Origin of the sequence: Thiomicrospira sp. ALE5, from assembly GCF_900112445.1 — a bacterium.
Taxonomy (GTDB): Bacteria; Pseudomonadota; Gammaproteobacteria; order Thiomicrospirales; family Thiomicrospiraceae; genus Thiomicrospira.
The window spans coordinates 345,432-370,763 of sequence record NZ_FOYY01000004.1 but is presented as its reverse complement, the minus strand read 5'-3'; the positions used below and the strand labels follow the sequence as shown (position 1 = coordinate 370,763).

General features: G+C 47.0%; 25 protein-coding genes. 9 read left to right on the top strand and 16 right to left on the bottom strand.

Going from position 1 to position 25,332, the window contains the following annotated elements:
• Window positions 1-137 precede the first annotated feature (137 nt).
• A complete protein-coding gene (locus tag BM293_RS08550) occupies window positions 138-1,160 on the top strand; it encodes an ArsJ-associated glyceraldehyde-3-phosphate dehydrogenase (RefSeq protein ID WP_093448466.1) in 1,023 nt (340 codons plus the stop codon).
• Window positions 1,160-2,362 carry an organoarsenical effux MFS transporter ArsJ gene (gene arsJ / locus BM293_RS08545; RefSeq protein WP_093448464.1) on the top strand — a complete coding sequence of 401 codons (1,203 nt, stop codon included), beginning with the start codon at window positions 1,160-1,162 and terminating at the stop codon, window positions 2,360-2,362. Before BM293_RS08550 ends, arsJ begins: the two co-directional genes overlap by 1 nt.
• On the opposite strand, the gene BM293_RS08540 is transcribed toward arsJ, so the two are convergent.
• From BM293_RS08540 to BM293_RS08525, 4 genes are read right to left on the bottom strand one after another with little or no spacing between them, the layout of a single operon-like run.
• Window positions 2,363-3,502 (bottom strand): HprK-related kinase B, encoded by a 1,140-nt coding sequence (locus BM293_RS08540; protein WP_093448463.1) that lies wholly within the window; start codon window positions 3,500-3,502, stop codon window positions 2,363-2,365.
• A gap of 24 nt (window positions 3,503-3,526) precedes the next feature.
• The gene (locus BM293_RS08535; protein ID WP_093448461.1) at window positions 3,527-4,444 is read right to left on the bottom strand and encodes a GAK system ATP-grasp enzyme; all 918 of its coding nucleotides are present in this window, start codon (window positions 4,442-4,444) and stop codon (window positions 3,527-3,529) included.
• Window positions 4,431-6,044 carry an aminoglycoside phosphotransferase family protein gene (locus BM293_RS08530; RefSeq protein ID WP_093448459.1) on the bottom strand — a complete coding sequence of 538 codons (1,614 nt, stop codon included), beginning with the start codon at window positions 6,042-6,044 and terminating at the stop codon, window positions 4,431-4,433. The genes BM293_RS08535 and BM293_RS08530 overlap by 14 nt, the downstream gene beginning before the upstream one ends.
• Window positions 6,041-6,409 (bottom strand): amphi-Trp domain-containing protein, encoded by a 369-nt coding sequence (locus BM293_RS08525; RefSeq protein ID WP_093448458.1) that lies wholly within the window; start codon window positions 6,407-6,409, stop codon window positions 6,041-6,043. The genes BM293_RS08530 and BM293_RS08525 overlap by 4 nt, the downstream gene beginning before the upstream one ends.
• A 163-nt stretch (window positions 6,410-6,572) precedes the next feature.
• Here BM293_RS08525 and lgt point away from each other — a divergent pair, with 163 nt between their 5' ends.
• From lgt to BM293_RS08510, 3 genes are read left to right on the top strand one after another with little or no spacing between them, the layout of a single operon-like run.
• On the top strand, window positions 6,573-7,388 hold the full coding sequence (gene lgt / locus BM293_RS08520; RefSeq protein ID WP_093448456.1) for a prolipoprotein diacylglyceryl transferase: 816 nt from the start codon (window positions 6,573-6,575) through the stop codon (window positions 7,386-7,388).
• Window positions 7,385-8,218, top strand: a complete 834-nt coding sequence (locus tag BM293_RS08515) for a thymidylate synthase (RefSeq protein ID WP_093448454.1) — start codon at window positions 7,385-7,387, stop codon at window positions 8,216-8,218. Before lgt ends, BM293_RS08515 begins: the two co-directional genes overlap by 4 nt.
• The gene (locus tag BM293_RS08510; protein WP_093448452.1) at window positions 8,215-8,721 is read left to right on the top strand and encodes a dihydrofolate reductase; all 507 of its coding nucleotides are present in this window, start codon (window positions 8,215-8,217) and stop codon (window positions 8,719-8,721) included. The genes BM293_RS08515 and BM293_RS08510 overlap by 4 nt, the downstream gene beginning before the upstream one ends.
• 15 nt (window positions 8,722-8,736) lie before the next feature.
• On the opposite strand, the gene BM293_RS08505 is transcribed toward BM293_RS08510, so the two are convergent.
• Together BM293_RS08505 and BM293_RS08500 are read right to left on the bottom strand one after the other, a co-directional pair.
• Window positions 8,737-9,051 carry an H-NS histone family protein gene (locus BM293_RS08505; RefSeq protein ID WP_093448450.1) on the bottom strand — a complete coding sequence of 105 codons (315 nt, stop codon included), beginning with the start codon at window positions 9,049-9,051 and terminating at the stop codon, window positions 8,737-8,739.
• 192 nt (window positions 9,052-9,243) lie between these two features.
• Window positions 9,244-10,524, bottom strand: a complete 1,281-nt coding sequence (locus BM293_RS08500) for a GGDEF domain-containing protein (protein WP_093448448.1) — start codon at window positions 10,522-10,524, stop codon at window positions 9,244-9,246.
• A gap of 103 nt (window positions 10,525-10,627) precedes the next feature.
• Between BM293_RS08500 and BM293_RS08495 the strand changes: the two genes are divergently transcribed.
• Together BM293_RS08495 and BM293_RS08490 are read left to right on the top strand one after the other, a co-directional pair.
• Entirely contained in the window at window positions 10,628-11,659 is a 1,032-nt protein-coding gene (locus tag BM293_RS08495; RefSeq protein WP_093448446.1) for a FecCD family ABC transporter permease, read from the top strand.
• 22 nt (window positions 11,660-11,681) lie between these two features.
• Window positions 11,682-12,467 carry a heme ABC transporter ATP-binding protein gene (locus tag BM293_RS08490; RefSeq protein WP_093448444.1) on the top strand — a complete coding sequence of 262 codons (786 nt, stop codon included), beginning with the start codon at window positions 11,682-11,684 and terminating at the stop codon, window positions 12,465-12,467.
• Between the two features lie 182 nt (window positions 12,468-12,649).
• Here the strand turns inward: BM293_RS08490 and purD are convergent, their stop codons facing one another.
• The 9 genes from purD to dsbD form a co-directional block, all read right to left on the bottom strand.
• A complete protein-coding gene (purD, locus tag BM293_RS08485; protein WP_093448442.1) occupies window positions 12,650-13,945 on the bottom strand; it encodes a phosphoribosylamine--glycine ligase in 1,296 nt (431 codons plus the stop codon).
• A gap of 12 nt (window positions 13,946-13,957) precedes the next feature.
• On the bottom strand, window positions 13,958-15,520 hold the full coding sequence (purH, locus tag BM293_RS08480; protein WP_093448440.1) for a bifunctional phosphoribosylaminoimidazolecarboxamide formyltransferase/IMP cyclohydrolase: 1,563 nt from the start codon (window positions 15,518-15,520) through the stop codon (window positions 13,958-13,960).
• Window positions 15,521-15,556: 36 nt separating this feature from the next.
• Window positions 15,557-15,805, bottom strand: coding sequence for a helix-turn-helix domain-containing protein (locus tag BM293_RS08475; RefSeq protein WP_093448438.1), 249 nt, complete (start codon window positions 15,803-15,805; stop codon window positions 15,557-15,559).
• A complete protein-coding gene (gene dusB / locus BM293_RS08470; protein ID WP_093448436.1) occupies window positions 15,799-16,794 on the bottom strand; it encodes a tRNA dihydrouridine synthase DusB in 996 nt (331 codons plus the stop codon). Before dusB ends, BM293_RS08475 begins: the two co-directional genes overlap by 7 nt.
• 5 nt (window positions 16,795-16,799) lie before the next feature.
• Complete coding sequence (prmA, locus tag BM293_RS08465) at window positions 16,800-17,687, bottom strand: 50S ribosomal protein L11 methyltransferase (protein ID WP_093448434.1); 888 nt, start codon at window positions 17,685-17,687, stop codon at window positions 16,800-16,802.
• Entirely contained in the window at window positions 17,687-19,033 is a 1,347-nt protein-coding gene (accC, locus tag BM293_RS08460; protein WP_093448432.1) for an acetyl-CoA carboxylase biotin carboxylase subunit, read from the bottom strand. Before accC ends, prmA begins: the two co-directional genes overlap by 1 nt.
• Window positions 19,034-19,042: 9 nt before the next feature.
• The gene (gene accB, locus BM293_RS08455) at window positions 19,043-19,504 is read right to left on the bottom strand and encodes an acetyl-CoA carboxylase biotin carboxyl carrier protein (protein ID WP_093448430.1); all 462 of its coding nucleotides are present in this window, start codon (window positions 19,502-19,504) and stop codon (window positions 19,043-19,045) included.
• Between the two features lie 40 nt (window positions 19,505-19,544).
• Window positions 19,545-19,982, bottom strand: coding sequence for a type II 3-dehydroquinate dehydratase (aroQ, locus tag BM293_RS08450; protein ID WP_093448428.1), 438 nt, complete (start codon window positions 19,980-19,982; stop codon window positions 19,545-19,547).
• 233 nt (window positions 19,983-20,215) lie between these two features.
• A complete protein-coding gene (dsbD, locus tag BM293_RS08445) occupies window positions 20,216-22,495 on the bottom strand; it encodes a protein-disulfide reductase DsbD (protein ID WP_093448426.1) in 2,280 nt (759 codons plus the stop codon).
• 189 nt (window positions 22,496-22,684) lie between these two features.
• On the opposite strand from dsbD, the gene BM293_RS08440 reads away from it, so the two are divergent.
• Together BM293_RS08440 and BM293_RS10375 are read left to right on the top strand one after the other, a co-directional pair.
• Window positions 22,685-23,236, top strand: a complete 552-nt coding sequence (locus BM293_RS08440) for an FxsA family protein (RefSeq protein WP_093448424.1) — start codon at window positions 22,685-22,687, stop codon at window positions 23,234-23,236.
• A gap of 22 nt (window positions 23,237-23,258) precedes the next feature.
• Window positions 23,259-23,588, top strand: coding sequence for a hypothetical protein (locus BM293_RS10375; RefSeq protein ID WP_234968954.1), 330 nt, complete (start codon window positions 23,259-23,261; stop codon window positions 23,586-23,588).
• Between the two features lie 30 nt (window positions 23,589-23,618).
• Here BM293_RS10375 and BM293_RS08430 read toward each other — a convergent pair whose 3' ends face one another.
• The gene (locus BM293_RS08430; RefSeq protein ID WP_093448422.1) at window positions 23,619-25,154 is read right to left on the bottom strand and encodes a class I SAM-dependent methyltransferase; all 1,536 of its coding nucleotides are present in this window, start codon (window positions 25,152-25,154) and stop codon (window positions 23,619-23,621) included.
• Window positions 25,155-25,332 lie beyond the last annotated feature (178 nt).

Here is a 25,332-nt window from a genome sequence, read left to right as displayed (position 1 = left end):
TAGGCATATATGTATTAAAGTTAACGCGCTGGCTAACAAGCCGGTTTTAAATTTAGTATCAACAACAGTTTTAATTATAGCGAAGCCCGTTAACTTGACCAACTAATCAACCATTAAAAAGCATGAAAGGATACACGATGACAATTCGAGTGGCTATTAACGGATTTGGACGGATGGGACGTTTGGCGCTAAGAGACTTGATGGAGCTAAACAACATTGAGGTGGTGCATATTAATGAAACCGCCTGTGATGCGGCGAGTTCAGCCCATTTAATGAATTTTGATTCAGCGCATGGGCGTTGGTGGCATGAAGCTAAGGCCAGTGATGCGGGTGATGCAATTGAAGTGGGTGGTCAGCGCATAGGTTATTCGATGAATAAGGCTATTGACGACACCGCTTGGGGCGAGATGAAGCTGGATGTGGTGTTAGAAGCTACCGGTAAATTTAGAACTCAAGCCGCTTTGCAACCCTATCTTGTGCAAGACGTGCCGCAGGTGGTGGTGGCCGCGCCGATGAAAGAAGGCATTAAAAATATCGTTATGGGCATTAATGACGACATTTTTGTGCCAGGACAAGACCCGATTATTACCGGCGCCTCTTGTACCACCAACTGTATTGCACCGGTGATTAAAGTGCTCCACGAACAAATTGGTATTAAGCATGGCACGATTACCACCATGCATAACTTGACCAATACCCAGAAAGTGGTCGATCACGGTCATGCTGATTTACGTCGGGCGCGGGCGAGTTTTCAATCATTGATTCCAACCACTACGGGTTCGGCGACGGCAATTGGCACCATTTTTCCAGCACTCAATGGCAAGCTGAACGGCTTGGCGGTGCGCGTGCCGTTTATGAATGCCTCGTTAACTGATTTGGTGATGGAAATGGATCGCGAAACCAGTGTGGCGGAAGTCAACGGCTTGTTTGAAAAAGCGGCACAAACCTATTTACAAGGTATTTTAGGTTTTGAAAGTCGACCATTGGTGTCGGCGGATTATGAGGGCGAGCGTTGTTCATCGGTCATTGATGGCTTATCAACGCTGGTGGTAAATGGCACGCAGGTTAAAGTCCTCGCTTGGTACGACAACGAAGTCGGTTATGTTGCGCGTTGGGTCGAATTGGCCATTAAAGTCGCTAAGCTCAACCAGGCCTGCTAATGAGTCCGTTGCAGCAATATGGCCTGGTAACCGGTAATTATTGGGCCTTTACCATTACCGATGGCGCGTTGCGGATGCTGGTGGTGCTGTATTTTTGGCAACTGGGATACAGTCCGCTTGAAATCGCGTTGTTATTTTTGTTTTATGAGTTTTTTGGCATTGTCACCAATCTGGTGGGCGGCTGGTTAGGCGCGCGCTGGGGGTTGAATGTGACCATGAATATTGGCTTGGCCTTGCAGGTAGGGGCCTTGTTAATGCTGACTGTGCCAGCCGAATGGCTGGGCGTGGTCTATGTGATGATTGCGCAAGCCTTATCGGGTATCGCTAAAGACTTGAATAAAATGAGCGCGAAAAGTGCCATCAAAAACCTGGCGTCTGATCAATCCGGCCAGCTCTATCGTTGGGTGACCTTGTTAACGGGATCAAAAAATGCCTTGAAAGGGGTTGGGTTTTTTGTTGGCGCGTTGCTGTTAGCTTGGGTCGGGTTTGCTGCGGCTATGTGGATTATGGCTGGGGTGTTAACGGTATTTTTATTGGTGTCCATGCTGCTATTAGATGGTCGCTTAGGCAAGGCCAAACATAAACCTAAGTTTAATGAGATGTTTTCGAAGAACCCGCAGCTTAATTGGCTGTCAGGGGCGCGCTTTTTTCTATTTGGTGCCCGTGATGTCTGGTTTGTGGTCGCCTTGCCGGTGTTTTTGGTGTCCGTGTTGGAGTGGGATCATACTTATGTGGGCGCGTATTTGGCGCTCTGGGTGATTGGCTACGGTATTGTTCAGGCCTTATCGCCGAAACTAACCGGGTGGAAGTCTGGCAAAAACCCAAGCGCGGGTACCGCACGTTTTTTAGCGCTGAGTTTAGCTGGCGCTCCCTTAGTGATGGCGTTGCTGCTGGACTGGGCGCCGCAAACAGTCCTTGTGGTGGGTCTGTTGATATTTGGGGTCTTGTTTGCGCTAAATTCCGCGGTGCATTCCTATCTGATCGTGTCGATTGCCAGTCATGATGGTACGTCGAAAGATGTCGGCTTTTATTATATGGCGAATGCTGCTGGGCGCTTAGTCGGCACCCTGTTATCAGGCTATGTTTATCAAGTAGCGGGTATGGAGGCCTGTTTGGCCATTTCAGCCGTATTTGTCTTAATAGCAGGCCTGGTGGTTATTAAGATGGACGTGAATAAGCCAGGTGTTAACAAGCCAGCTTGATTAGTTATGCTGGGTTATATAGGCATCGATTGCCGTTTTGGCGGCATGAAAATCAATCTTACCTGTTAAGCGCATTATGGTGCTGCCTTGAAGTAACCGCAAATAGTCCTGCGGATTGGGGCTTTGCGGTTGCGTGGGGGTAACACCCTGCGCATTTTGATAAAACGGGCCGGCCGATTTCATAATGGCTGATAAATACTTGGGTTCGGCTTGGATATTGAGCGGCACCAACAGGGTCGGCTCGGTGGCGTTGGCCTGCCAATCCAAAATGATCAGCAAATCAAGTGGCGTGCTGGCCTGATAGGGTTGGTTGGGAAAGTGTCCAGCGACCATGACATCGTATTTTTCCTCAAGCGCACGCAATGCGGACTCGCTTAACGCGGCATAGCGTGCCGGGTCTGGCAAAATGCCGCTTAAAGCCGGGTTATTGAGCAAGGTGCCCGGGTTGACTCGGGGTTGTTTGGGAATGCCATAGCAGATAAGTTTGGGCTGATCAGCTTGATCTTGATTCACCATGCGCTGCAATACAATTCGGTCGTTGCTGATAAAGGCATCGCCTTCGCGTAACAAATGCAACATCAGTGTTGATTTCCCCCCGCCTGAAAATCCAGCGATGGCAATGCCATAATCGCGATAACGCAGCGCAGCGCAATGACCGAGTTGGTTTGTAGGTTGATTGGGCGCACTTTGATTGAGCCGCCAACTTAAGTATTGACTGAGGATAAAATTAATCACTTGGTTGGGATGGGCGAGCAGATCACCCATGGCACGCAACTGGGTCGGATGTTGCCATAGAATTAAGCCAGTGCGCACCTTGTGGACGAGCCGATCACTCGGGCTTAAGTCATATATGGCTTCTTTGCGTCCTTGTTTACCTGGCTCACGTTGCCAATCTTGAAAAGGCAGCGCATAGAGTTGCGTTAACTGCTCGGAAGCACTGAGATGTAGGGTTAAGCAAGGCGCATTATCCTGTTGCAGGTGCGCAACAATCGCTTGTTGATCATCGGTAATATGTGGGCCAAAGTAGTCGGCGAGTTGTTGGCGAAGGCGCGCATCTTGCGCACGAATTAACAGTTGCCAGCCGGCAAGGCGAATGAGTTGCGTGGCTGAGGTCTGGTCTGCGGGTTGGTCTGCAGTCATAAGCGGTACTTTTCTATTTAATAATTATTTGGCAGACTGAATCTGTTGCATAACATAGTCGGCATATTTTTCGGCCATATTCATACCAAGTGCATCGTATGCCCCTTTAAAACCGCCAAATGCAGACACTTCAAAGCACATGGGGCCATCGGCTGTTTCGGCCATATCTACCGTGGTGAAATCAAGGTTAAATACTGCTTGAGCCCGTTCAGCCATCGCTAGGGTATCGGGATGGGGCTCGGCCGGGGCATATTTGCCGCCTTCACTGGTGCTAGTCGTCCAACTGTGTTTTTGATTAACCCGCGCATAGGTGCCTTGATACTGCCCGCCTAAAAACATCAGCCCTAAATCTTGATTGGGCAGGTTAATTTTTTGTTGAATATAAAAAAAGCCTTGTTCGTGCTGAAATTCGGTCAATTGATCACGCAGTTTTTTTAACGGCGTTTTGGCTGACAACCAAATCATCCCCTTGGCTTTGGTTGAAAAGAGCGGCTTGATAATCGCTTCACCAAAATGTTGCACTGCCTCAAGGGCTTCATCCAGACTTTCGGTTGCCAGGGTGGGCGGCATAGCAATCCCGGCTTGACGTAGCGCTACAGTACAGCTTAGACGATCGACTAGACGAATAATTTTTTCCGGTGATGAAAACACCTTCACGCCACGGTATTCGGCAATGCGCAGCATTTCTAAACGGTCAATCATGCCGGGATGATAACGGGTGGCGGCTTTTTTAATCACCAAGCCATCTAGCTCAGCCAAGTCCTGACCACGATAGAGCAAACGGTTGTTAGCTAAGTCGGCTGCGACTTCACCCAAATCGATGATCAGTTTAAAGCCGGTGCGGGCAGCGAGCGCGTCGGCAAGCAACTCACTAGACCATTTGCCTGGAATGCCGATGACAGCAATTTTGAGCGAGTGATGCGTGGTCTTAGTAAGGACCATAAAAAATCTCCGTATCTATCCGAAAGTCAGCAGGGTCATGGGTTTTGGCGTAGTCTAACAATAAAGTAAGCAGTAAGCGACCACGATCAAACATTGCGCGAGCATGAGTTTCATCTAATACAAAGCGAGTTGAGGTAATAAACGAGCGTGCGAGGCCAAGTGCCAAACGCGGGTGAATCGCGGCATCTTGTTGCGATGCGGCAAAGGTTTCAGCAAACTGATAGAGCTGGGTCATGCTTTGGCCAATCAGCTGGCGATGTTCGGCATCATATACCTGTAATCGAAAGTGTGACACCATCAGCACCGCAATATCTTGCAGATAATCTTGGTAACCGGAGCGATGAAGGTCAACCAAGAAGATTTGTTGGTTGTCTGGGCGCAATAAAATATTGTCGAGATTCAGGTCGCCATGACAAAAATAATGCTGAGGCGGTTGCAGTTGCGCTTCGAGTTTATGCGCTTGTTTAATTAACTGGCGCAGCTTGATGCCTTTAAGTGAGCCGAGTTGATGCAGTTCTTTTTTGAAGTTGCCGTGCACGTGCCAAACATCATTGAGTCGATCTTGTAACTGCTGCATAAACAGTTTGGGCGGGTTGTCTTTGCTGGCTAGGGTGATGGCCTGATTGCGCCACACCTCTTCGAGCCGTTCGCATACCAAGGCAAGGCTGGCTAAATAGCCTTTCGGTTTGGCCTGAGTCAGCCAGTGATCTAAGCGAATGCCGTCTAAAAATTCAACAAATAACGCCGCTTGCTCGCCTTCACGATGATAGCCATAGACATCGGGCACCAGGCCTGGTGCATAATCTTGCCAGCGAGCAAATTGGCTCTTTTCTTGTTTAATTTTGACGCGTTGGCCTTGTTTAACCACGCCAAGGGGCGCATGGGGGTCATGTTCGGCAGCAACCTTGCTAATTACACAGCCCGATTTAGTATGGGCAAGGGTTTCAAGTTGCAGATTGCCTGCATCGCGGGCGAGATTGTCCGCTTCGGTTTGAGCCAGTGTAGCCTGTAGCGCACGCCATTGTTCGGGTTCAGCGTGAACGCCCTCAGCCAGTTGGCTAATGCGTTCGGTGAGTTGGCTAAGTTGGGCACTAAACTGCGCTAAACACAGGGTCAGCTTATAGTCGTTCAGGCTATCGGGCAGTTTCAGCGAAAAGATTTCAAGTTGTTGAAGTTGGGTTTTCGCTGAGGTGTTTTCAGTGACACCTTTGATACTGTTTGGCGAGCTAGGCTTGAGTTGTTCAATTAATTGCTGCAACACATTGTCTGCCAGTTTTAATGGCTTACTGAGAGATTTGTGTAGTTTCGCGGACTCGGTCTTCGTAGATGGTTTTTCGACCAGTTTAGCGAGGCTGGTAAGTTGTTGACTGGCTTGCTGACCATGAAAACCTAGCTGCGCCCAAGCTAGTGGTTGAGGCAATCCGGTTAATTGTGAGCCCAGTTGATTAACAAAATTATTGATATAGGCAGTACGTGTTTGACTTTTGGTGATGCTTTCTGATGCATGGTTTTGTAGGCCTTTAAGCAGCCATTGAACTTGTTTTTGCAGCTCTAATAATAAAAAAATCAGTGCATCAGGCGTGGCATCATTGGGTTTCATGCATCGTCCTGATTAGCGCGTTTTTTCTTGGTCTTTTTTGACTTCTTCGTTTTGCTGCCTGCTTTACTGCTTAATAATAAAGCATCGGCTTGATCATGCTCACCCGCTGTTTCATCAGGAATCCATGCCAGGGTAATGCGAATTTCTTGATGCTGTTTGGCTTGTTTCGCCTTGATTTTGACCCGGGTTAAGCCTTTTGGCGTTAAGGTGACTTCATCGTCCTCTTGGCTGAGCTTAAGATGACCTTGTTTAAAGCCGTCGCGGATGGTGTCAAGATAGTCCAACACAGCCTCTAAACTTTGCAGTGATTGGTGCTCAAACACATTTGAGCCAGATTTGATGGTTTTTTTAGTTGCTTTACTCATGATGGCTTACCTAATCAGTTGAGATGTATCCTAAAAGCTGAATATGACAGTAGGGTTAAAATCCAGTCATTTCACATGGTTTTATGCTTTGTTATCTAATTGTAGCTAGTGGCGCATTGGTTTACACTAGTTCTATTTTTTATTCTTGGGGGTTGAGGCCGCTATGTGGAGTTATCCTGTCATTGATCCTGTGGCCTTGGCACTTGGGCCGATTGCTATTCACTGGTATGGGCTGATGTATGTTTTAGGGTTTGGTGCCGCCTGGCTGTTGGGTTTGTATCGCGCCAAATCGTCGTCGATTTGGGATAAGGATAAGGTCGGCGACCTGCTGTTCTATTCAGCGTTGGGCGTAGTGCTGGGTGGTCGCATAGGGTATGCGTTGTTTTACGACTTTGCAGGCCTGGTGGCCAATCCGCTGTCGTTGGTGATGGTGTGGCAAGGCGGCATGTCGTTTCATGGCGGACTGTTAGGTGTCACGCTGGCGATGTGGTTGTTTGCGCGTAAACAAGGCCTGTCGATTTTTTCGGTGGCAGACTTTGTGGCGCCATTGGTCACCATTGGTTTAGGTTTGGGACGGATTGGCAATTATATCAATGGCGAACTGTGGGGTAAGCTCACCGATTCGCCGTTGGGGATGTGGGTGTATGATCCGGTGTTGAATGAGGTGGTGCAAAAGTATCCCAGCCAGCTGTTGCAGGCATTTTTGGAAGGCTTAGTGCTGTTTGTATTGCTGTGGTGTTATTCATCCAAGCCGCGTCCGGCCGGGTCGGTTGCGGGTCTGTTTTTGGCGGCCTATGGCGTGTTCCGCATCGTCGCCGAGTTCTTCCGCGCGCCGGATGCTCACATAGGTTATCTTGCGGGCGACTGGCTCACAATGGGCATGTTGCTGTCGCTGCCCATGATTGTGATCGGCGTCGGCTTAATGGTTTGGGCTTATCGTCAACAACCAGGCCTAGTTAATGGAGCGAAAAACAAATGAAACAATATTTAGATTTATTGCAACACATTATCGATCATGGGGTGCAGAAGGGTGATCGTACCGGCACGGGTACCTTGTCGGTGTTTGGTTATCAGATGCGCTTTGATTTGCAGCAGGGTTTTCCGTTGGTGACCACCAAAAAATTGCATATCCGCTCGATTATTCATGAGCTGTTATGGTTTTTATCCGGTGATACCAATATTCAATATTTAAAAGACAATCAAGTGCGGATTTGGGATGAGTGGGCGACGCCAAGCGGCGATTTAGGCCCGCTTTATGGTAAGCAATGGGTGGCATGGCAAAGTCCGAATGGTGAGGTGATTAACCAAATTCAACAAGTGGTGGACACCCTGAAAACCAATCCGAACAGTCGGCGCATGATTGTCACGGCTTGGAACCCAGCGGATTTGCCGGATGAGTCGATCAGTCCGCAAGCCAATGTCGAACAGGGCAAAATGGCGCTGGCGACCTGCCATGCTTTTTTCCAGTTTTATGTCGCGAATGGCCGTTTATCCTGCCAACTCTATCAGCGCAGTGCCGACACCTTTTTGGGGGTGCCGTTTAATATTGCCAGCTATGCTTTATTGGTACACATGATTGCACAACAAACCGGTTATGAGGTTGGCGAATTTATCTGGACAGGCGGTGATGTGCATTTGTATATCAACACCCTTGAACAGGCTAAATTGCAATTAACGCGTGAGCCTTTACCCTTACCAGGCCTGGTGATTAAGCGTAAACCCGATTCGATTTTTGATTACCAATTTGATGACTTTGAAATAGTCAACTATCAATCGCACCCACATATTAAAGCGCAGGTGTCGGTATGAGTTTTAAGCGGCCAAAATTAATGATGATCGTTGCGATGGCGAAAAACCGCATGATAGGCAAAGATAACCAAATGCCATGGCATTTGCCGGACGATTTAAAATATTTTAAAGCGCAAACTTTAAATAAACCGGTCATTATGGGGCGTAAAACGTTTCAATCAATTGGCGCGCGGCCTTTACCTAATCGGCCTAATTTAGTGATTAGCCGTAATGCAGATTTTAAGGCAGAAGGTATTCAGGTATTTAATTCTGTTGAACAGGCCATTGAGTCGGTGGCTGAGGCCGAAGAAGTGGTGATTATGGGTGGCGCACAACTTTATGCACAATGGCTGGATGAGGTTGATCGTTTATTGATTACTGAAGTGGATGCCGCGCCTGAGGGCGATGCATTTTTCCCGGTCATTGATCTGCAGGCCTGGCGTGAAGTATCACGCCAGCATCATCCCGCGGATGCGCGCCATCTTTTTGCGTTTGATTTTGTCGAATATCAAAAACGCACTTAAATATAAACGTGTAGCTTAAATTTCGAGTGATGCCAAACTACGGCCAGCGCTAACTTGTTCCTCAACCCATTTTGGTGTGCGGCCACGTCCAGTCCAAGTCAGGCTTGGATTTGATGGGTGTTGGTATTTTGGGGCGACTTTAGCGCCGGTTTTCTTAGCGGGTTTGTCATCATTAATGACTAAATCAATTGATAAACCTAAACTCGCAGCGCGCGCTTTAAACTCATCAATTAACTGCTTTTTTTCTGCGTGTTGTTTTTGCTGAATTGTTTTTTTAATATCCTGCTCTAATTGAATTAACGCCTCTAAACTCATTTGTTCTAAATCCATTTGCTTGCCTTTACCATAATTTAAATTTGGTTAATTATATTTTGTCACAAGAATAATACTCGATTCTCTTGGTGTTAATCAAATCTTAAGTCAATATATGTTTAAAAGTTAGATAAACCATGTTATAGCTTAATAAATACCTGTGGTTTTTAATTTATATATTTAGAAGTTTCAAGCAGCATGGAAAGCGAATTAGGCCTGATAAATCTTATAGGTATTGCGTCCGGCGGCTTTAGCCTGATACATGGCGGTGTCCGCTAAACGCATTAAGGTTCCTATTTCAGTGCCATCCTTTGGGTAAAACGCAATCCCAATGCTGGCGCCAATATTGATATCATGTTGATCAATCTGATAATTGGGTGTTAAGGTGTTGATAATATGCTGAGCGACTTTGGACGCTGACGCCTCGGTTTGATGGCCGTTTAGGATAACGGTAAACTCATCGCCGCCCATCCGAGCCAGAAGGTCCGCTTGACGTAACGCGTGGTTGAGGCGGGCGGCAACCAAGACTAATAGTTTGTCACCAATATCATGCCCCAGCGTGTCGTTGACTTGTTTAAAGCGGTCGAGGTCAATAAAAAGCAAGGCGAGGGTAAATTGGTTACGTTTAGCTTTTTGCAGTTCGAGGTTGAGCTGTTGATAAAACAGCGTTCGATTGGGTAGTTGAGTTAAGCTATCACGAAAGGCTAGATTTTCGAATTTATCGGCTTGATCTTTAGCCGTTTCTGCTTGTTTATAAAACCACTGGAAAAAATAGGCGAGTAAAATAGTTAGGGCGATTAGGCGCAAAAAATGCCATAGCCACCAGGTTGCATCCCAAAGCGCGGAGTATTCAAAAAGAATAGCTGATGCCGAAAATAACAGCGTTAATACCGCCAAGGCCCAGTGAGAGAGCTCTGCTTTTTTGTAAAATAGAAGGTGTAAGGTCGCAACAAGAAAGCCGACAGCGCCAAGCGTATTTAAAATAATCGCGGTTTCGCTAAAAACACCTTCTTCAACCAACATGGTTGGGAACTGTTGATCCATCATGATCATCGCTAGACTGATACCAAAACCGATCACTAGCCCTAACCAAGGTAGATGTTTTAGCAGGTTTGGTTTGTGCAGACGCGAGGGCAGTGCGATCATCGCCATAAGCAGCCCACCGATTAACACGCTAACACTATGAAGGCCAACAAAGGTGTTGCCTGGTTCACTGCTGCCATGAAAAACGGTGATTACCCCCATCGAAAGGAAGCTGGCAACCGGCCAGTAAAACCGAATGGGAAGAGATCCTGTTTTAACTAAAGTTGTGATGTAAACCCCTAAGCTAAAGTATAAAACGATACTTGCGCCTTCAATTAATGCATGAAGGATAGGATTCGGCCATAAGGTGCCAGCATAAAATGTCCCCGTAAATGCGGCTAGCAATAGTGGTAAAAATACACTTATGACAACAATCCAGAAGCTGCGTTTGTTAATTAATGTATTCAAGGAAAACTCTGAAAAATATTAAAATTAATGTATTTGTAACCAAAAATCATGCCATTTTATGGCTTAATGGTGGCTTGTAGCTATGATTAGCGAGAATCAATAAGTGAGATTAATTAAATGTGCGCCTTGCGGCTTATCGGTATTGGCGGTTGTGGTTTTGCTGATGGCCGTGGTGTCCATGACGATCGGTGCGATTCAGATTGGCTGGTTAGATGTGGTGCTGGCGTTGTTTGGGTTATCGGATAATGCGCAGTGGAATTGGGTGGTGCAGGAGATCCGTTTGCCGCGTGTGATTCTGGGGATCCTGGTCGGTGCCGGTTTAGCTGTGGCCGGTGCGGCCATGCAGGGATTATTTCGCAACCCTCTAGCCGATCCAGGCCTGGTTGGTGTGTCCACCGGTGCGGCGTTGGCGGCGGTGTCGGTGATTGTATTGGGATCAACTTATCTTGCCGGTTGGACAGCGATGACCGGCTATTATGCGGTGCCGATTGCCGCGTTTTTGGGCGGCTTAACGATTACTTGGCTGATTTATCAAATCGCCACCAAAGATGGCCGAACCGATGTCGCGCTGATGCTGTTGGCGGGGATTGCGATTAATGCCATTGCCGGTGCGGCCACAGGGGTCTTGACCTATTATTCAACCGATGAAGCCTTGCGCAGCTTGACCTTCTGGACGATGGGTTCCTTGGCAAGTGCAACCTGGACAGATGTATTGGTATCGGGTATTCCGATTTTGTTGGCTATAGGTTTATTACCCTATTTTGCTTTAACCCTGAATGCGTTTTTAATGGGAGAAAGAGTCAGCGAACATATCGGTTTTAATGTCAAGCTTGCCAAGCGCGCGATCATTGTGTTGACCGCATTGAGTGTGGGTGCAGCGGTCGCAGTCAGTGGGGTGATTGGGTTTGTCGGCTTGGTCGCGCCACATCTGGTGCGTTTGTTGTTGGGACCAGACCATCGTTGGGTATTGCCTGGTAGTGCATTAATGGGCGCGATTTTAGTAATTTTATCTGACTCGATTGCCAGAATAATTGTTGCCCCGGCGGAGTTACCTATCGGGCTGGTGATGGCTGCGATTGGTGGGCCGTTCTTCCTTGCCTTGTTACTCCAGCGTCGTAACCGAGTTGGTTTTTAAGTCGGTTTTTTTGGGGATGAGTATGATTTCAGTAGCAGACTTTAATTTAACGCTGAATGGCAAAGCGATTTTGCAACAGGTTTCAGTAGCGATTGAAGCGGGTGAAGTGTTTGTGATTTTGGGGCCCAATGGGGCGGGTAAATCCAGCTTGCTCAAGGTGTTGGCGGGTGAGTTCGAGGCTTATAAGCCCGCCGTACAATTTCATCAACGTCCGTTATCCAGTTATGCGCCGCGTGAGTTGGCGCAGTTGCGTGCGGTCATGCCGCAAGCAGTGCATTTGGATTTCCCGTTTTTGGCGGAAGAAGTGGTCAGTATGGCGATTCCTTATGTCGGCAAAGCGGAAGTAAACCGCCGAGTAGACGAGGCGTTGGCGTTGTTTGATGTTCGTCATCTTGCTCAGCGCAACTATCTCACCTTGTCCGGTGGTGAGCAACAACGGGTGCAGTTGGCACGGGTGTTGGCGCAAATATTAACGGCGGCTAAACAAGCTGAACAGACGGGCGGCTTGCCACCGTTATTGTTGCTCGATGAATGCACCTCCAGCTTGGACTTAGCCCACCAGCAGCAGGTGTTTAAGGTACTGCGCCGTTTGGCGCGCGCTGTCAAGATGGCGGTCGTGGCGGTGTTGCATGACCTAAACTTGGCATCACACTATGCCGACCGCGCGTTGTTATTGTCGGAAGGCAAAATCGTTCAACAAGGGCCGATTCATCAGGTTCTAACTCAATCGACGATTGAAGCCGTGTATCAAACACCGGTTGAGATTATCGAGCGCCCTGACCGTTATCCGGTGATCGTGCCTTTGTAAATAGTAGATAGATAGGACATGACTATGAAGCGCTTAGATGCTGATGAAATGACTTGCTTTGTAAAAATTTGGGTGGTGTTATGTTTGGTAGGCTCGGCTGCCTTAATGATTGTATCTGCAATTGGGTAGGGAAGATGTCCTGCAATATTTATTGCAGGACAGGGCTGGTTTTCTTGGGAGGTTTACTCAGATTGCTGTTCTCGCGCGACCGCACGATAGCCAATATCGGTGCGATAAAAATGATCTTGCCAGGATAGTTTGTCCACGACCGCATAAGCATGGGCTTGGGCGTCAGCGACGTTTTCACCCAGACTGGTTGCGCAAAGTACCCGCCCACCGTTGGTGGTCACTTCATTATTGGCATTGAGTTGGGTGCCAGCATGAAACACTTTCGCATTCGGGATTTGTGCGGCCGCTTCAAGGCCACTGATCACATGACCGGTTGCATAATCGTTTGGATAGCCACCGGCAGCAATGACGACGCCAAGCGCTGGACGAGAGTCCCATTCGACTTTGACGCTATCTAGCTTTTGGTCTAGCGCGGCTAAGCATAGGTCGGCAAGATTCGATTGTAGGCGCATCATAATAGGTTGGGTTTCTGGATCACCAAAGCGGCAGTTAAACTCTAATACTTTGGGATTTCCTGCCGCATCAATCATCAGGCCTGCATATAAAAAGCCAGTGTAGGGTAGACCATCCGCCGCCATGCCACGGATGGTGGGATAAATGACCTCGGCCATGACGCGGTCATGAATGGCACGGGTGACAACCGGCGCAGGGCTGTAGGCCCCCATGCCACCAGTGTTAGGGCCAAGATCGCCATTATCACGTGCTTTGTGATCTTGTGAGGTCGCCATGGCTAGGGCATTGACTCCGTCGGCCATGACAATAAAGCTGGCTTCTTCACCTGTTAGAAACTCTTCCACCACCACACGCGAGCCGGCGGCACCAAATTTATTGCCTGCCAGCATGTCTTTTATGGCAGCTTCGGCCTCTGCACTGTTTTGCGCAATAATCACGCCTTTACCCGCTGCAAGGCCATCGGCTTTAATTACAATCGGCGTGCCTTTTTGAGCAATATAGGCTAAGGCTGGGTCAACTTCGGTAAATACTTGATATTCAGCGGTTGGAATAGCGTGTTTAGCTAAAAAGTCTTTACTGAATGCTTTAGAGCCTTCAAGTTGCGCCGCACCTTTTGTTGGGCCAAAACATTTTAAGCCGGCCGCCGTGAAGGCATCGACCACGCCTAAGACTAGCGGTGCTTCTGGGCCAACGATGGCTAGATCAATCGCATTGTCCTGCGCAAACTTCACCAGGCCTGGTATGTCCGTTGCGCTAATATTGACATTAGTCAAGTTTGGCTCAAGCGCTGTGCCGGCATTACCTGGCGCAACAAAAACCTGGGTGTTTTGGGCTTGTGCCGTTTTCCATGCTAAAGCATGTTCGCGACCGCCATTACCAATAATTAATACTTTCATAAAAGAGTCCTTTTAGTGTTTGAAGTGGCGCATACCGGTAAACACCATCGCAATACCGTGTTCGTTGGCGGCGGCAATGACTTCTTCGTCACGCATTGAACCACCCGGGTGAATCACCGCTTTAATACCGGCCGCTGCCGCCGCATCAATGCCATCACGGAAGGGGAAGAAGGCGTCTGATGCCATGACTGAACCGGCGACTTCCAAACCTTCATCGGCGGCTTTAATGCCAGCGATTTTGGCACTGTACACGCGGCTCATTTGGCCTGCACCGACGCCAATGGTCATGCCATCTTTAACATAGACAATGGCATTGGATTTCACGTATTTCGCCACCTTCCAAGCAAACATCAGGTCTTGCATTTGTTCTGGGGTCGGTGCGATTTTGCTGACGACTTTTAAGTCGGGTTCGGTGATCATGCCTAAATCACGATCTTGCACTAATAAACCGCCGGTCACGCGTTTGTAGTCATAAGCGGCTTGTTGGCCGTTTAATTCACCACAGGCCAGTAGGCGCACGTTCTTCTTTGCTTCAACGATTTCTTGTGCATCGCTACTGACGCTTGGCGCAATAATGACTTCCACAAATTGACGATCCACAATCGCTTGTGCGGTTTGGGCGTCTAACTCGCGGTTAAACGCAATAATGCCGCCGAAGGCCGAAGTCGGGTCGGTCTTATAAGCGCGGTCATAAGCTTCAAACAGATTGCTGCCGATGGCAACCCCGCAAGGGTTGGCGTGTTTCACAATCACACAGGCGATGTCATCAAACGTTTTAACCAATTCTAATGCGGCATCGGTATCGGCAATGTTGTTAAAGGATAGCTCTTTGCCTTGCAATTGGGTAGCGGTTGATACCGACGCTTCTGAGGCATTGCGCTCCACATAAAATGCGGCGTTTTGATGCGGGTTTTCGCCATAACGCATCGACTGCTTTTTAACAAATTGCGTATTAAAAGTGCGCGGGAAGGTGTCGGTTTTGTCTTCAGTGAACATCGTGCCGAAATAGTTGGCAATCGCGCCGTCATAACGCGCAGTCTGTTCAAAGGTTTTGATCGCTAAATCAAAGCGGGTAGCGTGCGATAGCTGGCCAGCATTGGCTTGCATTTCTTCTAAAATACGAGCGTAGTCCTTAGGATCGGTGACAACAGCGACATCTTTATGATTTTTGGCGGCAGAGCGCAGCATGGTAGGGCCGCCAATGTCGATGTTTTCAATCGCGTCTTCTAATGAACAATCGGCTTTAGCGACCGTCGCTTCGAATGGATAGAGATTAACCACCACCATATCAATTGGCTTAATGCCATGTTCGGCCATAATGGCATCATCGATACCACGACGCCCTAATAAGCCGCCATGAACTTTAGGGTGTAGCGTTTTAACGCGGCCATCCATCATTTCTGGAAAGCCAGTGTATTCCGATACTTCTGTCACGGCCAGGCCTGCTTCACGCATAGCTTTGTAGGTACCACCGGTGGATAAAATTTCGACACCGAGTTGGCTCAAGGCTTGGGCAAACTCAATTATGCCAGTTTTGTCAGATACGCTAATAAGGGCGCGACGAACGGGTTTCATACATATCTCCAGAAGTAAAAATAGAGGGAATAACGATTATTCATTTGATGGCATCAAGTTGTAGTGCTGCATCTTTTTTCGAAGGGTGTTGCGATTGATGCCTAAGATTGCAGCCGTTTGTGTTTGGTTGCCCGAGGTCTGTGTCAGAACATATTCAATGAGGGGCTTTTCAACTTGTTGCATGACCATAGCATGTAGATTGCAAACTTGTTCACCTTCAAGGGTGCTGAAGTAATAATCTAGGTTGTCTATTAGATGATGTTCGAGTGGCAAGGGTTTTAGCATGGCTGTGGTTCTAATCTTGTGTCTAAAGCATCAAAGTAGTCATAGATGCAGGCTTGCTGCGCACACGACTCATTCAGTTGGTTAAATTTTTGGCGTAATAGGGCACCTTGAGGAAGAAACTGTGCATACCATCCTAGGTGCTTGCGCGCGATACGGACACCTTGTTTTTCACCATATAATTGATAAATACCCGCCAAATGCGCATTGATAATATTCAATTGGTCGTGCCAGTTTGGGGCTGGGCAAGGTGTTTTGTGGTTTAACCAGGTATTAATTTGGTTAAACAGCCAAGGCCGACCCAGTACTGCTCTTCCTAACATCAGTGCATCTACATGAGTATAGTTTAATACAAATTGCGCTTGTTCGGCAGAACAAATATCACCATTCGCAATGACGGGAATGGATAAGCTTTGTTTTATTTGTGCGATAGTGTCATATTCTGCGTGACCATTAAACTTATCAGCTCGCGTTCGGCCATGTATAGCAATAGCACTGAGTCCACAGTCTTCAGCGATTCGTGCAATCTCAAGCGCATTTTTATGCTGTGAATCAATCCCTGTTCGAATTTTGACGGTTACCGGTACCTTCACTGCCGCTGTCACGGCCTTAAAAATATGGGCTACCTGTTCAGGGTAAGCGAGTAATGCAGACCCTGCTGCTTGTTGACAGACTTTTTTAGCTGGACAGCCCATATTGAGATCAATAACCTGCGCACCTTGTTCGACTTGGCGCTGCGCGGCGTCAGCAAGGCTTAACGGATCTATGCCGAGTAGTTGGACTGCTCTGGGTTCAGGGTCATTTGGATTGACTTGTCGGGTGGCCGATTTTTTAGTGGCCCATAAGTGCGTTTGCGCGCTGAGCATTTCGCCAATAGCATAGCCCGCACCTTGTTGATAGCAGATGTTACGTAATGCGGTATCGGTGACTCCAGCCATGGGTGCAAGAATCAATTTATTAGGAAGCTGATAGGGGCCGAGTTGCCAGGTCATTTGTGCTAGGGTGTTTGAGTGGTTTTTACGCCTACCAATAATGCCCATTCTTCATGCTGATTAGCCAGCTGAAGATCAATGCCAACCTCGCGATAACAGGTGATAAGTTGTTCGGCCTGGCTAACAAGCAGGCCTGATAAAACCAGCTGTCCATTAGTGATGAGGTATTGGCTTAAAATGGGGGCAAGTTCGGCTAATGGCCCGGCTAAAATATTCGCAAGAATCAGCTCTGATTGAGGTAGGTTGATACCATTTACCAGGCCTGCTTGTAGGTTCACTTGATTGCGCTGGGCATTGTCGAGCGTGGCCGTAATAGCTTGTGGATCAATATCCGTTCCATAAACGCAACGAGCGCCTAGCTTAGCAGCAGCAATTGCTAAAATGCCTGAACCACAACCATAGTCAATAACGGATTTTTCAATGGGCGGATTGGCGTCTAACCAGCTTAAGCACATTGCTGTAGTGGGATGGGTTCCGGTACCAAAGGCTAAACCCGGATCAAGGAGTAAGTTAGTGGCATCCGGGTTGGGTGCGTCTAACCAACTGGGCACAATCCATAGGTTTTGGCCAAATTGCATGGGTTGAAATTGATCCATCCACTCGCGAACCCAATCTTTATCTTCGATAAGTTCAACTTTGAACTGACTCGGAGACAGCTCGGGCATAAGTTGAGTGAGTCCAAGCAGGCATTCAGTACTATTAATCTGTGCATCAAATAGTCCCATCACCCGGGTTTGTTGCCAGATGGGCGTCGTACCTATTTCAGGTTCAAATATCTCTTGTTCACCGGTTTCAGCAAAAGTGACTGATAATGCACCGAGCTCCATCAGTGCATCAGATAAAGGTTCAGCTTGGGTTTCAGCAACGGTGGTAGTAATTTGAATCCAAGCCATTAAACTAAGTGCTCAAGTCGGTGCTCTAAGTAATGAATATTCCGTCCACCCTCTTCAAAGCCTTGATCACTCATGATTTCACGTTGTAAGTCGATATTTGAATCGATGCCTTTAATAAGCATCTCTTGCAGGGCCGTACGCATCCGTGCAATAGCGGTAGCACGATCGGTTCCAGAGCAAATGACTTTAGCAATCATCGAATCATAGTGCGGTGGCACCGTGTAGCTGGTGTAAATGTGGGTGTCAATACGCACTCCAGGGCCGCCAGGTAAATGCAGACGTTCTATTTTGCCGGGTGAAGGCATAAAGTTTTTCGCTGGATTTTCTGCGTTAATCCGGCATTCAATCGCATGCCCGGTTAGCTTGATATCCGATTGTTTAATGGTTAATGGACGACCCATGGCAATTTCAATTTGTGCCTTCACCAAATCAATACCAGTGACCTGTTCAGTAACCGGGTGCTCAACCTGTAAACGTGTGTTCATTTCAATGAAATAGAACTCACCGTTTTCATATAAAAATTCGAAGGTGCCAGCGCCGCGGTAGTTAATATCAATGCAGGCTTTGGCACAAATTGCACCAATGCGGTTACGTTGTTCTTCAGTCACGCCGGGTGCCGGTGCTTCTTCGACAACCTTTTGATGGCGACGCTGCATCGAACAATCACGCTCACCGAGATGAATTGCATGGCCTTGGCCATCGGCGAGTACCTGAATTTCAATATGGCGAGGGTTTTCTAAAAACTTTTCCATGTAGACTTCATGGTTGTTGAAAGCGGCACCGGCTTCTTGTTTGGTCAGTTGAATTGATTTTAACAAGCTGCCTTCAGTATGCACCACGCGCATGCCGCGTCCACCGCCACCACCAGAGGCTTTAATGATGACCGGATAACCAATATCCTTGGCAATACGTAAGTTGGTTTCAGCATCGTCACCTAGGGGGCCGCCAGAGCCTGGAACGGTGGGGACGCCAGCCGCTTTCATAGCACGAATGGCTTGGACTTTATCACCCATCATGCGGATGGTATCGCCCTTAGGGCCGACAAAAATAAAGCCACTTTCTTCAACACGGTCTGCAAAATCAGCGTTTTCCGATAAAAAGCCATAGCCTGGGTGAATAGCTTCAGCATCGGTGACTTCTGCTGCTGAAATAATCGCGGGCACATGCAAATAACTTTGCGCAGATGCTGCAGGACCAATACAGACTGTTTCATCGGCCATTAGTACATGTTTTAGATTCGCGTCGGCAGTTGAGTGAACGGCAACCGTTTTGATGCCAAGTTGTTTACAAGTGCGCAAGATGCGTAGTGCGATTTCGCCTCGGTTGGCAATAAGAAGTTTTTCCATGCTCAGCCCTTATTCGACAATAAATAAGGTTTGACCGAACTCAACCGGTTCACCATTTTGGATCAAGATTTGCTTAACGGTTCCGGCAACTTCAGCTTCAATTGGATTCATGATTTTCATGGCCTCTATAATACAAAGTGTATCGCCAATGGCAACGCTGTCGCCCACGCTTACAAAAGGTGCAGAAGTGGGTGAGGCCGCTGCATAGAAGGTACCGACCATTGGAGAGGTTACTTTAGTTCCAGTAGATTCAGTGGCTGCAGCAGGTTCTGATGGCGCAGAGGGTGGTGCGGCTGGTGTGGGGCTTGGCGCTGGAGCTGCCTGATATTGCATCGCAGAAGGCGTTGGCATATAGACAGGTTCCTTATTGCGAGTGATGCGTACCGAATGTTCGCCCTCTTGAATCTCTATTTCGGCAATATTTGATTCTTCAACAATTTCGATGAGTTTACGGATTGAGCGAATATCCATGTTGTAGTTCCTTGTTAGTTTTGATCTTGTTTAAATGTTGTTATTCTAAGTGTTTAATGGCGGCTTCTAGGGCAAAGCGATAGCCGTCCGTACCCAGGCCTGCAATAACGCCAATAGCCTTGTCAGAAAAATAAGAGTGATGGCGGAAGGGCTCGCGCTGGTGAACATTAGAAAGATGAACTTCAATAAACGGAATGTTTACCGCGCTAAGTGCGTCTCTAATCGCTACACTGGTATGGGTAAAAGCGGCTGGATTTATGATAATGAATTCGGTGCCATCATCCATGGCTTGATGAATGCGTTCTATTAGGGCGTGTTCGGCATTGCTTTGAAAGTGCCAAAGCCTGACAGCAACTTCATCAGCGATAGTTTCTAATTCTCCAATAATGTCTGCAAGTGTTTGACGACCGTAGATATGGGGTTCGCGTCGTCCGAGCATATTCAGGTTAGGGCCATTAAGGACCAAAATGCTTGCCATAGGGGGTTTGACTCCAAAACTGTTAGGATATGCAGTGTTAATCTTGCAAAGACTAAGCATGATTATAAGTTAAATTTAACGTTAATGCTATGGATAAGGCTTACCAAGTAAGCAGTTGGAGGTTTGATTTGTTGCAAAAAGAGGCGAAATAACCGCAATTAGGTTTTTTTGGCCAATAAGAAAGCCTGCGTGTATCAAGCAATACAAGCAGGCCTGTTGAGGTGATACTAGGGCTAATTTCTTAGTGCTGCTTGAATGTTGGCTTTAAAGTCGGCGGCATTTTTAAAACCAACAACACGTTGACCGCGTTGTTCAACCCCAGCTGCATCGTAGAATAAAATAGCTGGCGGGCCAACAATGCCGAGTTCACGCATTAGCGCACGATGATCTGTCGTATTGGCGGTTACATCCGCTTTTAAAAGCACTACCCCGTCAAGCGCAGCTTGCACTTGTGGATCAGTAAAAGTAAAGCGTTCCATCTCAATACAGCTAACACACCAGTCGGCATAAAAGTCAAGCATTACAGGTTGGCCTTGACCCACGCGGGCTTGTAGTTCTTCTAGGCTGTCAATATATTCAAACTGCAGTTCGGCTTGTTGTTGTGTTGCGCTGCCTCCTCCTTGGAAAACCTTTAGCGGTTGGAGCAGGTCACGCGAGCCACCGGCTAGACCAATAATGATGACAAAACCTGTTACCAATAATGATAGGCCTAGTCCCTTCCAGAGCTTATGCCAGTTGGATTTGTCGCCAATCGGTTCGAGTGCACCCATATAGATGGCGGCAACAATAAATAGTAGCGCCCAACCAATCATACTGATCCAGCCTGGTAGTACGCGGTCTGCTAGCCATAGTGCGACTGCCAGTAATAGCACGCCAAATACGGCCTTGACGGTGTTCATCCATGCGCCTGCACGTGGGAGTAGTTTGCCTGCTGATGCACCCAATAATAGTAAAGGCACCCCCATACCAATACTCATTGCAAATAGAGCTAAACCACCAAGCATCGCATCGCCTGTTTGACCAATGTATATTAAGGCACCTGCTAGCGGTGGTGCTACGCATGGGCCAACAATTAAGGCCGATAAAAAGCCCATAATGGCGACACCGGTTAGCGAGCCCCCTTTCTGTTTATTAGATAATTGGGTGATTTTGTTTTGCAGGCTGGCGGGCAGTTGGATTTCATAGAATCCGAACATAGACAGTGCAAGTAGCACAAAAATGACTGCAAAACTGCCTAGCACCCAGGGGTTTTGTAGAGCTGCTTGAAGGTTAGCGCCAAATATCCCCGCTAGCACACCTGCAATGGTGTAAGCCGTAGCCATTGATAACACAAATACCAATGAAATAATAAAGCCTTTACGGGCGGTAATGTTTTGATTGCCCTGGCCAACAATAATGCTGGACAGAATAGGAATCATTGGGAAAACACAAGGCGTAAAGGATAGCAGTAACCCAAATATAAAGAAGGTCAGCACGACGATCCATAGGTTAGCATTCATTAAGGTGTTAGTGATACGATCCGCTTCAGACATCTGAGCAGGGTCGGACGAGGGTGCACTTGTTAAACTCAATGCACTTGATTGAGTTGGTGTCGCTGCAGCTGCAGCTGCTACTGTTTCAGCGGTTGCGGTACCAAACGTTGCGGGGTCTAAGGTCACCTGTCTGGTTTCAGGTGGGTAACAGACGCCCACGTCAGCACAACCTTGATAGCCTATTTCTACAACAACTGGCCCTTGCAAGTCTGTGATGGTAATGTCTGCAGCGCCTTGGCCATAATAAACTTCAACCTGACCGAAAATTGGATCATCTTTCATTTCACCTTGAGGTGTAATAATGCCTTCAATAGTTGCTTGGCCTGAAACAATGTTGGCAGTGATCTTGTCGCGGTATAAATAATAGCCGTCGGCCATCGTCCAATTTGCAAATAGTTGACCCTCGCCACTTTGGCTATAAGAAAATGCAAAGGCATCATCAACATCAAGTAAGCCAGTGTCAGTTAGGCCAGTTTGACTGGCTAAAAAGTCGTTTAGTGCGCTTAATGATTTCACCTCATTTGGCAAGCTTGGCATGGTATTGGCAGGCAGGTTTATCGAAACTTGTTCAGTTTGTGGTGGATAGCAGACGCCAAATTCCTCGGCACAGCCTTGATAACTGATAACGAGATTGGCTTGTTGTGCTTGGCCTTGATAGGGGATAGTTAAAGTAAAGTCTTGATCATAAATTTTAACTTGACCAAAAAAAGGATCGTTTTTGTCTTTTGCAGGTGGAAAATTAATAGCCTGCAATTGAATGTCAGCGGACTTAACACCCAACCGATCTTGGTATAAATAGTAGCCGGGCTCTATTTCCCAACTGATACTAATTTTGCCATCAACAATTTGTACGGGTTGTAATCGAAAGGCATCCTCAGGGTCAAGCAAATCACTGGCTTTCAAGGGAAGCGCGGTGACAAGAAGTGTCAACAAAAGCGTGATTATTGGCAGAGGTGTACGAAAAAATTGCCAAACCTTCATAGTGTATCCTTGCTATTTTATTATGTTTAAAATTTTGCATTTGATTTTATCAGACCAAACAAAAAAAAGTTATCGCTATGAAGAAAGGTTTGTGAAATAAAGTTTTTTGTTAGTGAAACTTTTTTTAATCCTAAAAAAGTGGGACACTGATCATTATTGGGTTTAAAAATTTTTATAAAAGTAGGTGATATGTTTCTGTATTTATTTTTAGTGTTTATTGTTACTCCGTTAATGGAGTTGTATATTCTGCTTGAAGTTGGCAGTGCAATTGGTGCGTTACCAACAATTTTGTTGATTATTGCGACGGCGGCATTGGGTGGTATTTTAATGAAGTATCAAGGCGTGCAGCTAGTACAGCAAGCGCAGCGACAAATGGCGCAAGGTCAAATGCCTCAGCAAGCGGCTCTAGAGGGTGCGTTAATTTTTATTGGTGGTATTATTTTATTTTTACCAGGCCTGGTCACCGATGTGATGGGTTTGTTATTGCTTATTCCGCCAATTAGAGCAAAAGTCGCCGAGTTTTGGTTGCTGCGCGGCGCCAAGCGCTATGCTTCCCAGCAATATCACTATACCGTCGATGCCGAGTGGCAGTCTCGCGACCCGGCTACTGGGCATATTAAGTATCATCGCGTTCATCAGGAGGGCCCTGTATCAGATCAACACAATACCTCTTCATCAGAAGTGATTGAAGGTGAATGGCAAGATGATGACTCGAAGAAGCATCAATCAAATAAATCATAAAGATACTTTGGAGGAGCATGTTATGGATAGCAAACCTGTAAATTGGGCGGGTTCTGTTACAGTGGCGGTGATTGCAGTGTCATTGTCACTATCGAGTATGGCGGGTTTTGCAAAGCAATTGGATGTTGAAATGAGCCAGCCTTTGGTGATTCAAATTGAATCTGTTGTTATGGGTACTGACGGTCAAATGCGTGTAAGAGTTAACGGGCAGTACCTTACCCGCCATAGTGAACGAGACGGTATTCGGGTTTTAGATATGGATTATGACCAAGTACAGGTTCAAGCTAAAGGGCAAACGTTTTGGTTAAAACCGCATCATACGCTTACCCTTGAGAATCACGAACCTGAATAGTAGTAGTCAAAAAGCTTGTATTTGTTTAAGTTAAGCTATGCCTAATGCTTGGTAGAGTTTTAAGGGTTCGTCCAAGAAAAATACGATTTGGTTAGTAAGTTCAGCCAAATTTTCAGCATCTGTCTCAAGCCATTGGCCATCACGATGCAGCCTTATACCGCGCTGTTTGAGCAAACCCCAAGCGAACGGAGCAATGGCCTCAGGGCTGTGGTGTCCAAAGCGCATGGCAAGTAAAAATAGCATTTCGTAGCCTTGGATATCAATGCCCCCTCCAGTTACTGGACTAGCCAGCAGGGTAATATCGTCACGTCCGCGCGCTTTTTTTAATAAGAATAAATTGAGTCTGTCCGTTTTAGGCTTTGCCTGAGCAACCTCTTCGGGCGATTGGGCCAGCTGTAGCGTTTGTTTGCCGGTTAAAATCATCATGGCTTGCATCACTTTATCCATGCCAATGCCTAGTGGTTGCATTGCTTGCAGCAGCTCACCGAGTTTTTTAGGCTGATAATCAGCAAAGAAATCTAAAATCGGGCCATAGGTTTCAGTTTTGAGTTTTACTGGCCCAAGCATACCATTGACACTCAGCTCAACTTCGTCACGCAATTCTGTCAGTACCAGCTGCAGGCCAAATAGGGCTTCCATCTGCTCAAATTTATCTAAGCGTTTCGGGCCTTTAATCCACAGGTCCTTGCGAAATTGTTGGTTCATGCAAATATCGCGCACGGTTTCACGAAATAACGGATTAGTTTGGTCCGCAATCATTGCTTCTTCAGCTTCGGTAATATTAATCGCATTGACCTGATCGAGGGTATTAGCCGAGCAGACATAGTCCAACTTAATCGGACTTAACCAACTATGCATGTCTGAAAAATGCATTGGTGTCCAATCATCACTGAAATACTCATGAGCCAAATACTGTGCATTTTGAGATTTGACCAAATCAAAGGTTTTACGCAATTGTGGGTTGGCTTGTAAGTAAGCGGGATTAGTAGCAAGGAGTTGGTCAACAAATTCGAAGGCCTGGCCAATTTTATTAACTGAGTTGTCACCGCTAACCGTCATAGTGTGGGCATATTGGTTAAGTAGATGGCGAATAGGCATCATGGTCGCCCAACCATTAGGGGTGTTATAACTGATATAGAGCACACCGCCTAGTTTGAGTTTGCGGCCAATAAAATCGACCAATATTTTGCGGTTTTCATCGGACACCCAGGCCCAAATACCATGCAAAGCTATAAAATCAAACTCGGGTAAATCATCACGTTGAGCAAACTCGGCAAAAGATTGGTCGTATAAGCAGGCCTGGTTGTCGCAGGCTAGGCTCATATCTTGTGCAAAGCCGGCTTGAGTTGGGCTAAAGTCAGTACCAAACCAACGCGTTTTGCTAGCGGCGGCGTGAATATTGATACTGACACCTTGCCCAAAGCCTAGTTCGCAGGCATTGAGCTGCTCGGGCGGCGCAACGCCAGCATCCAAAAGCGCTAAGCGAATTTGTAATGGATTGAGTTCTTTAAAATAACCGAATGTGTAGTCAACATCTGCGGCGTAGCCTGCGCTCCAATCTGCCATTGAGTATCGTCCTTTAATCGTATGTGTTTTTATTGAACTGTATTTTGAACTGAAAAGCATCATTTAACAATTAAATAGGGTGATTTTTTATGCAGCTGATTATCAGGACTGTTAATATTAATGGGTATTTTTAATTGAATTTTTTGAACATTGCGTTCTTTATGGTTGTATAAATTAT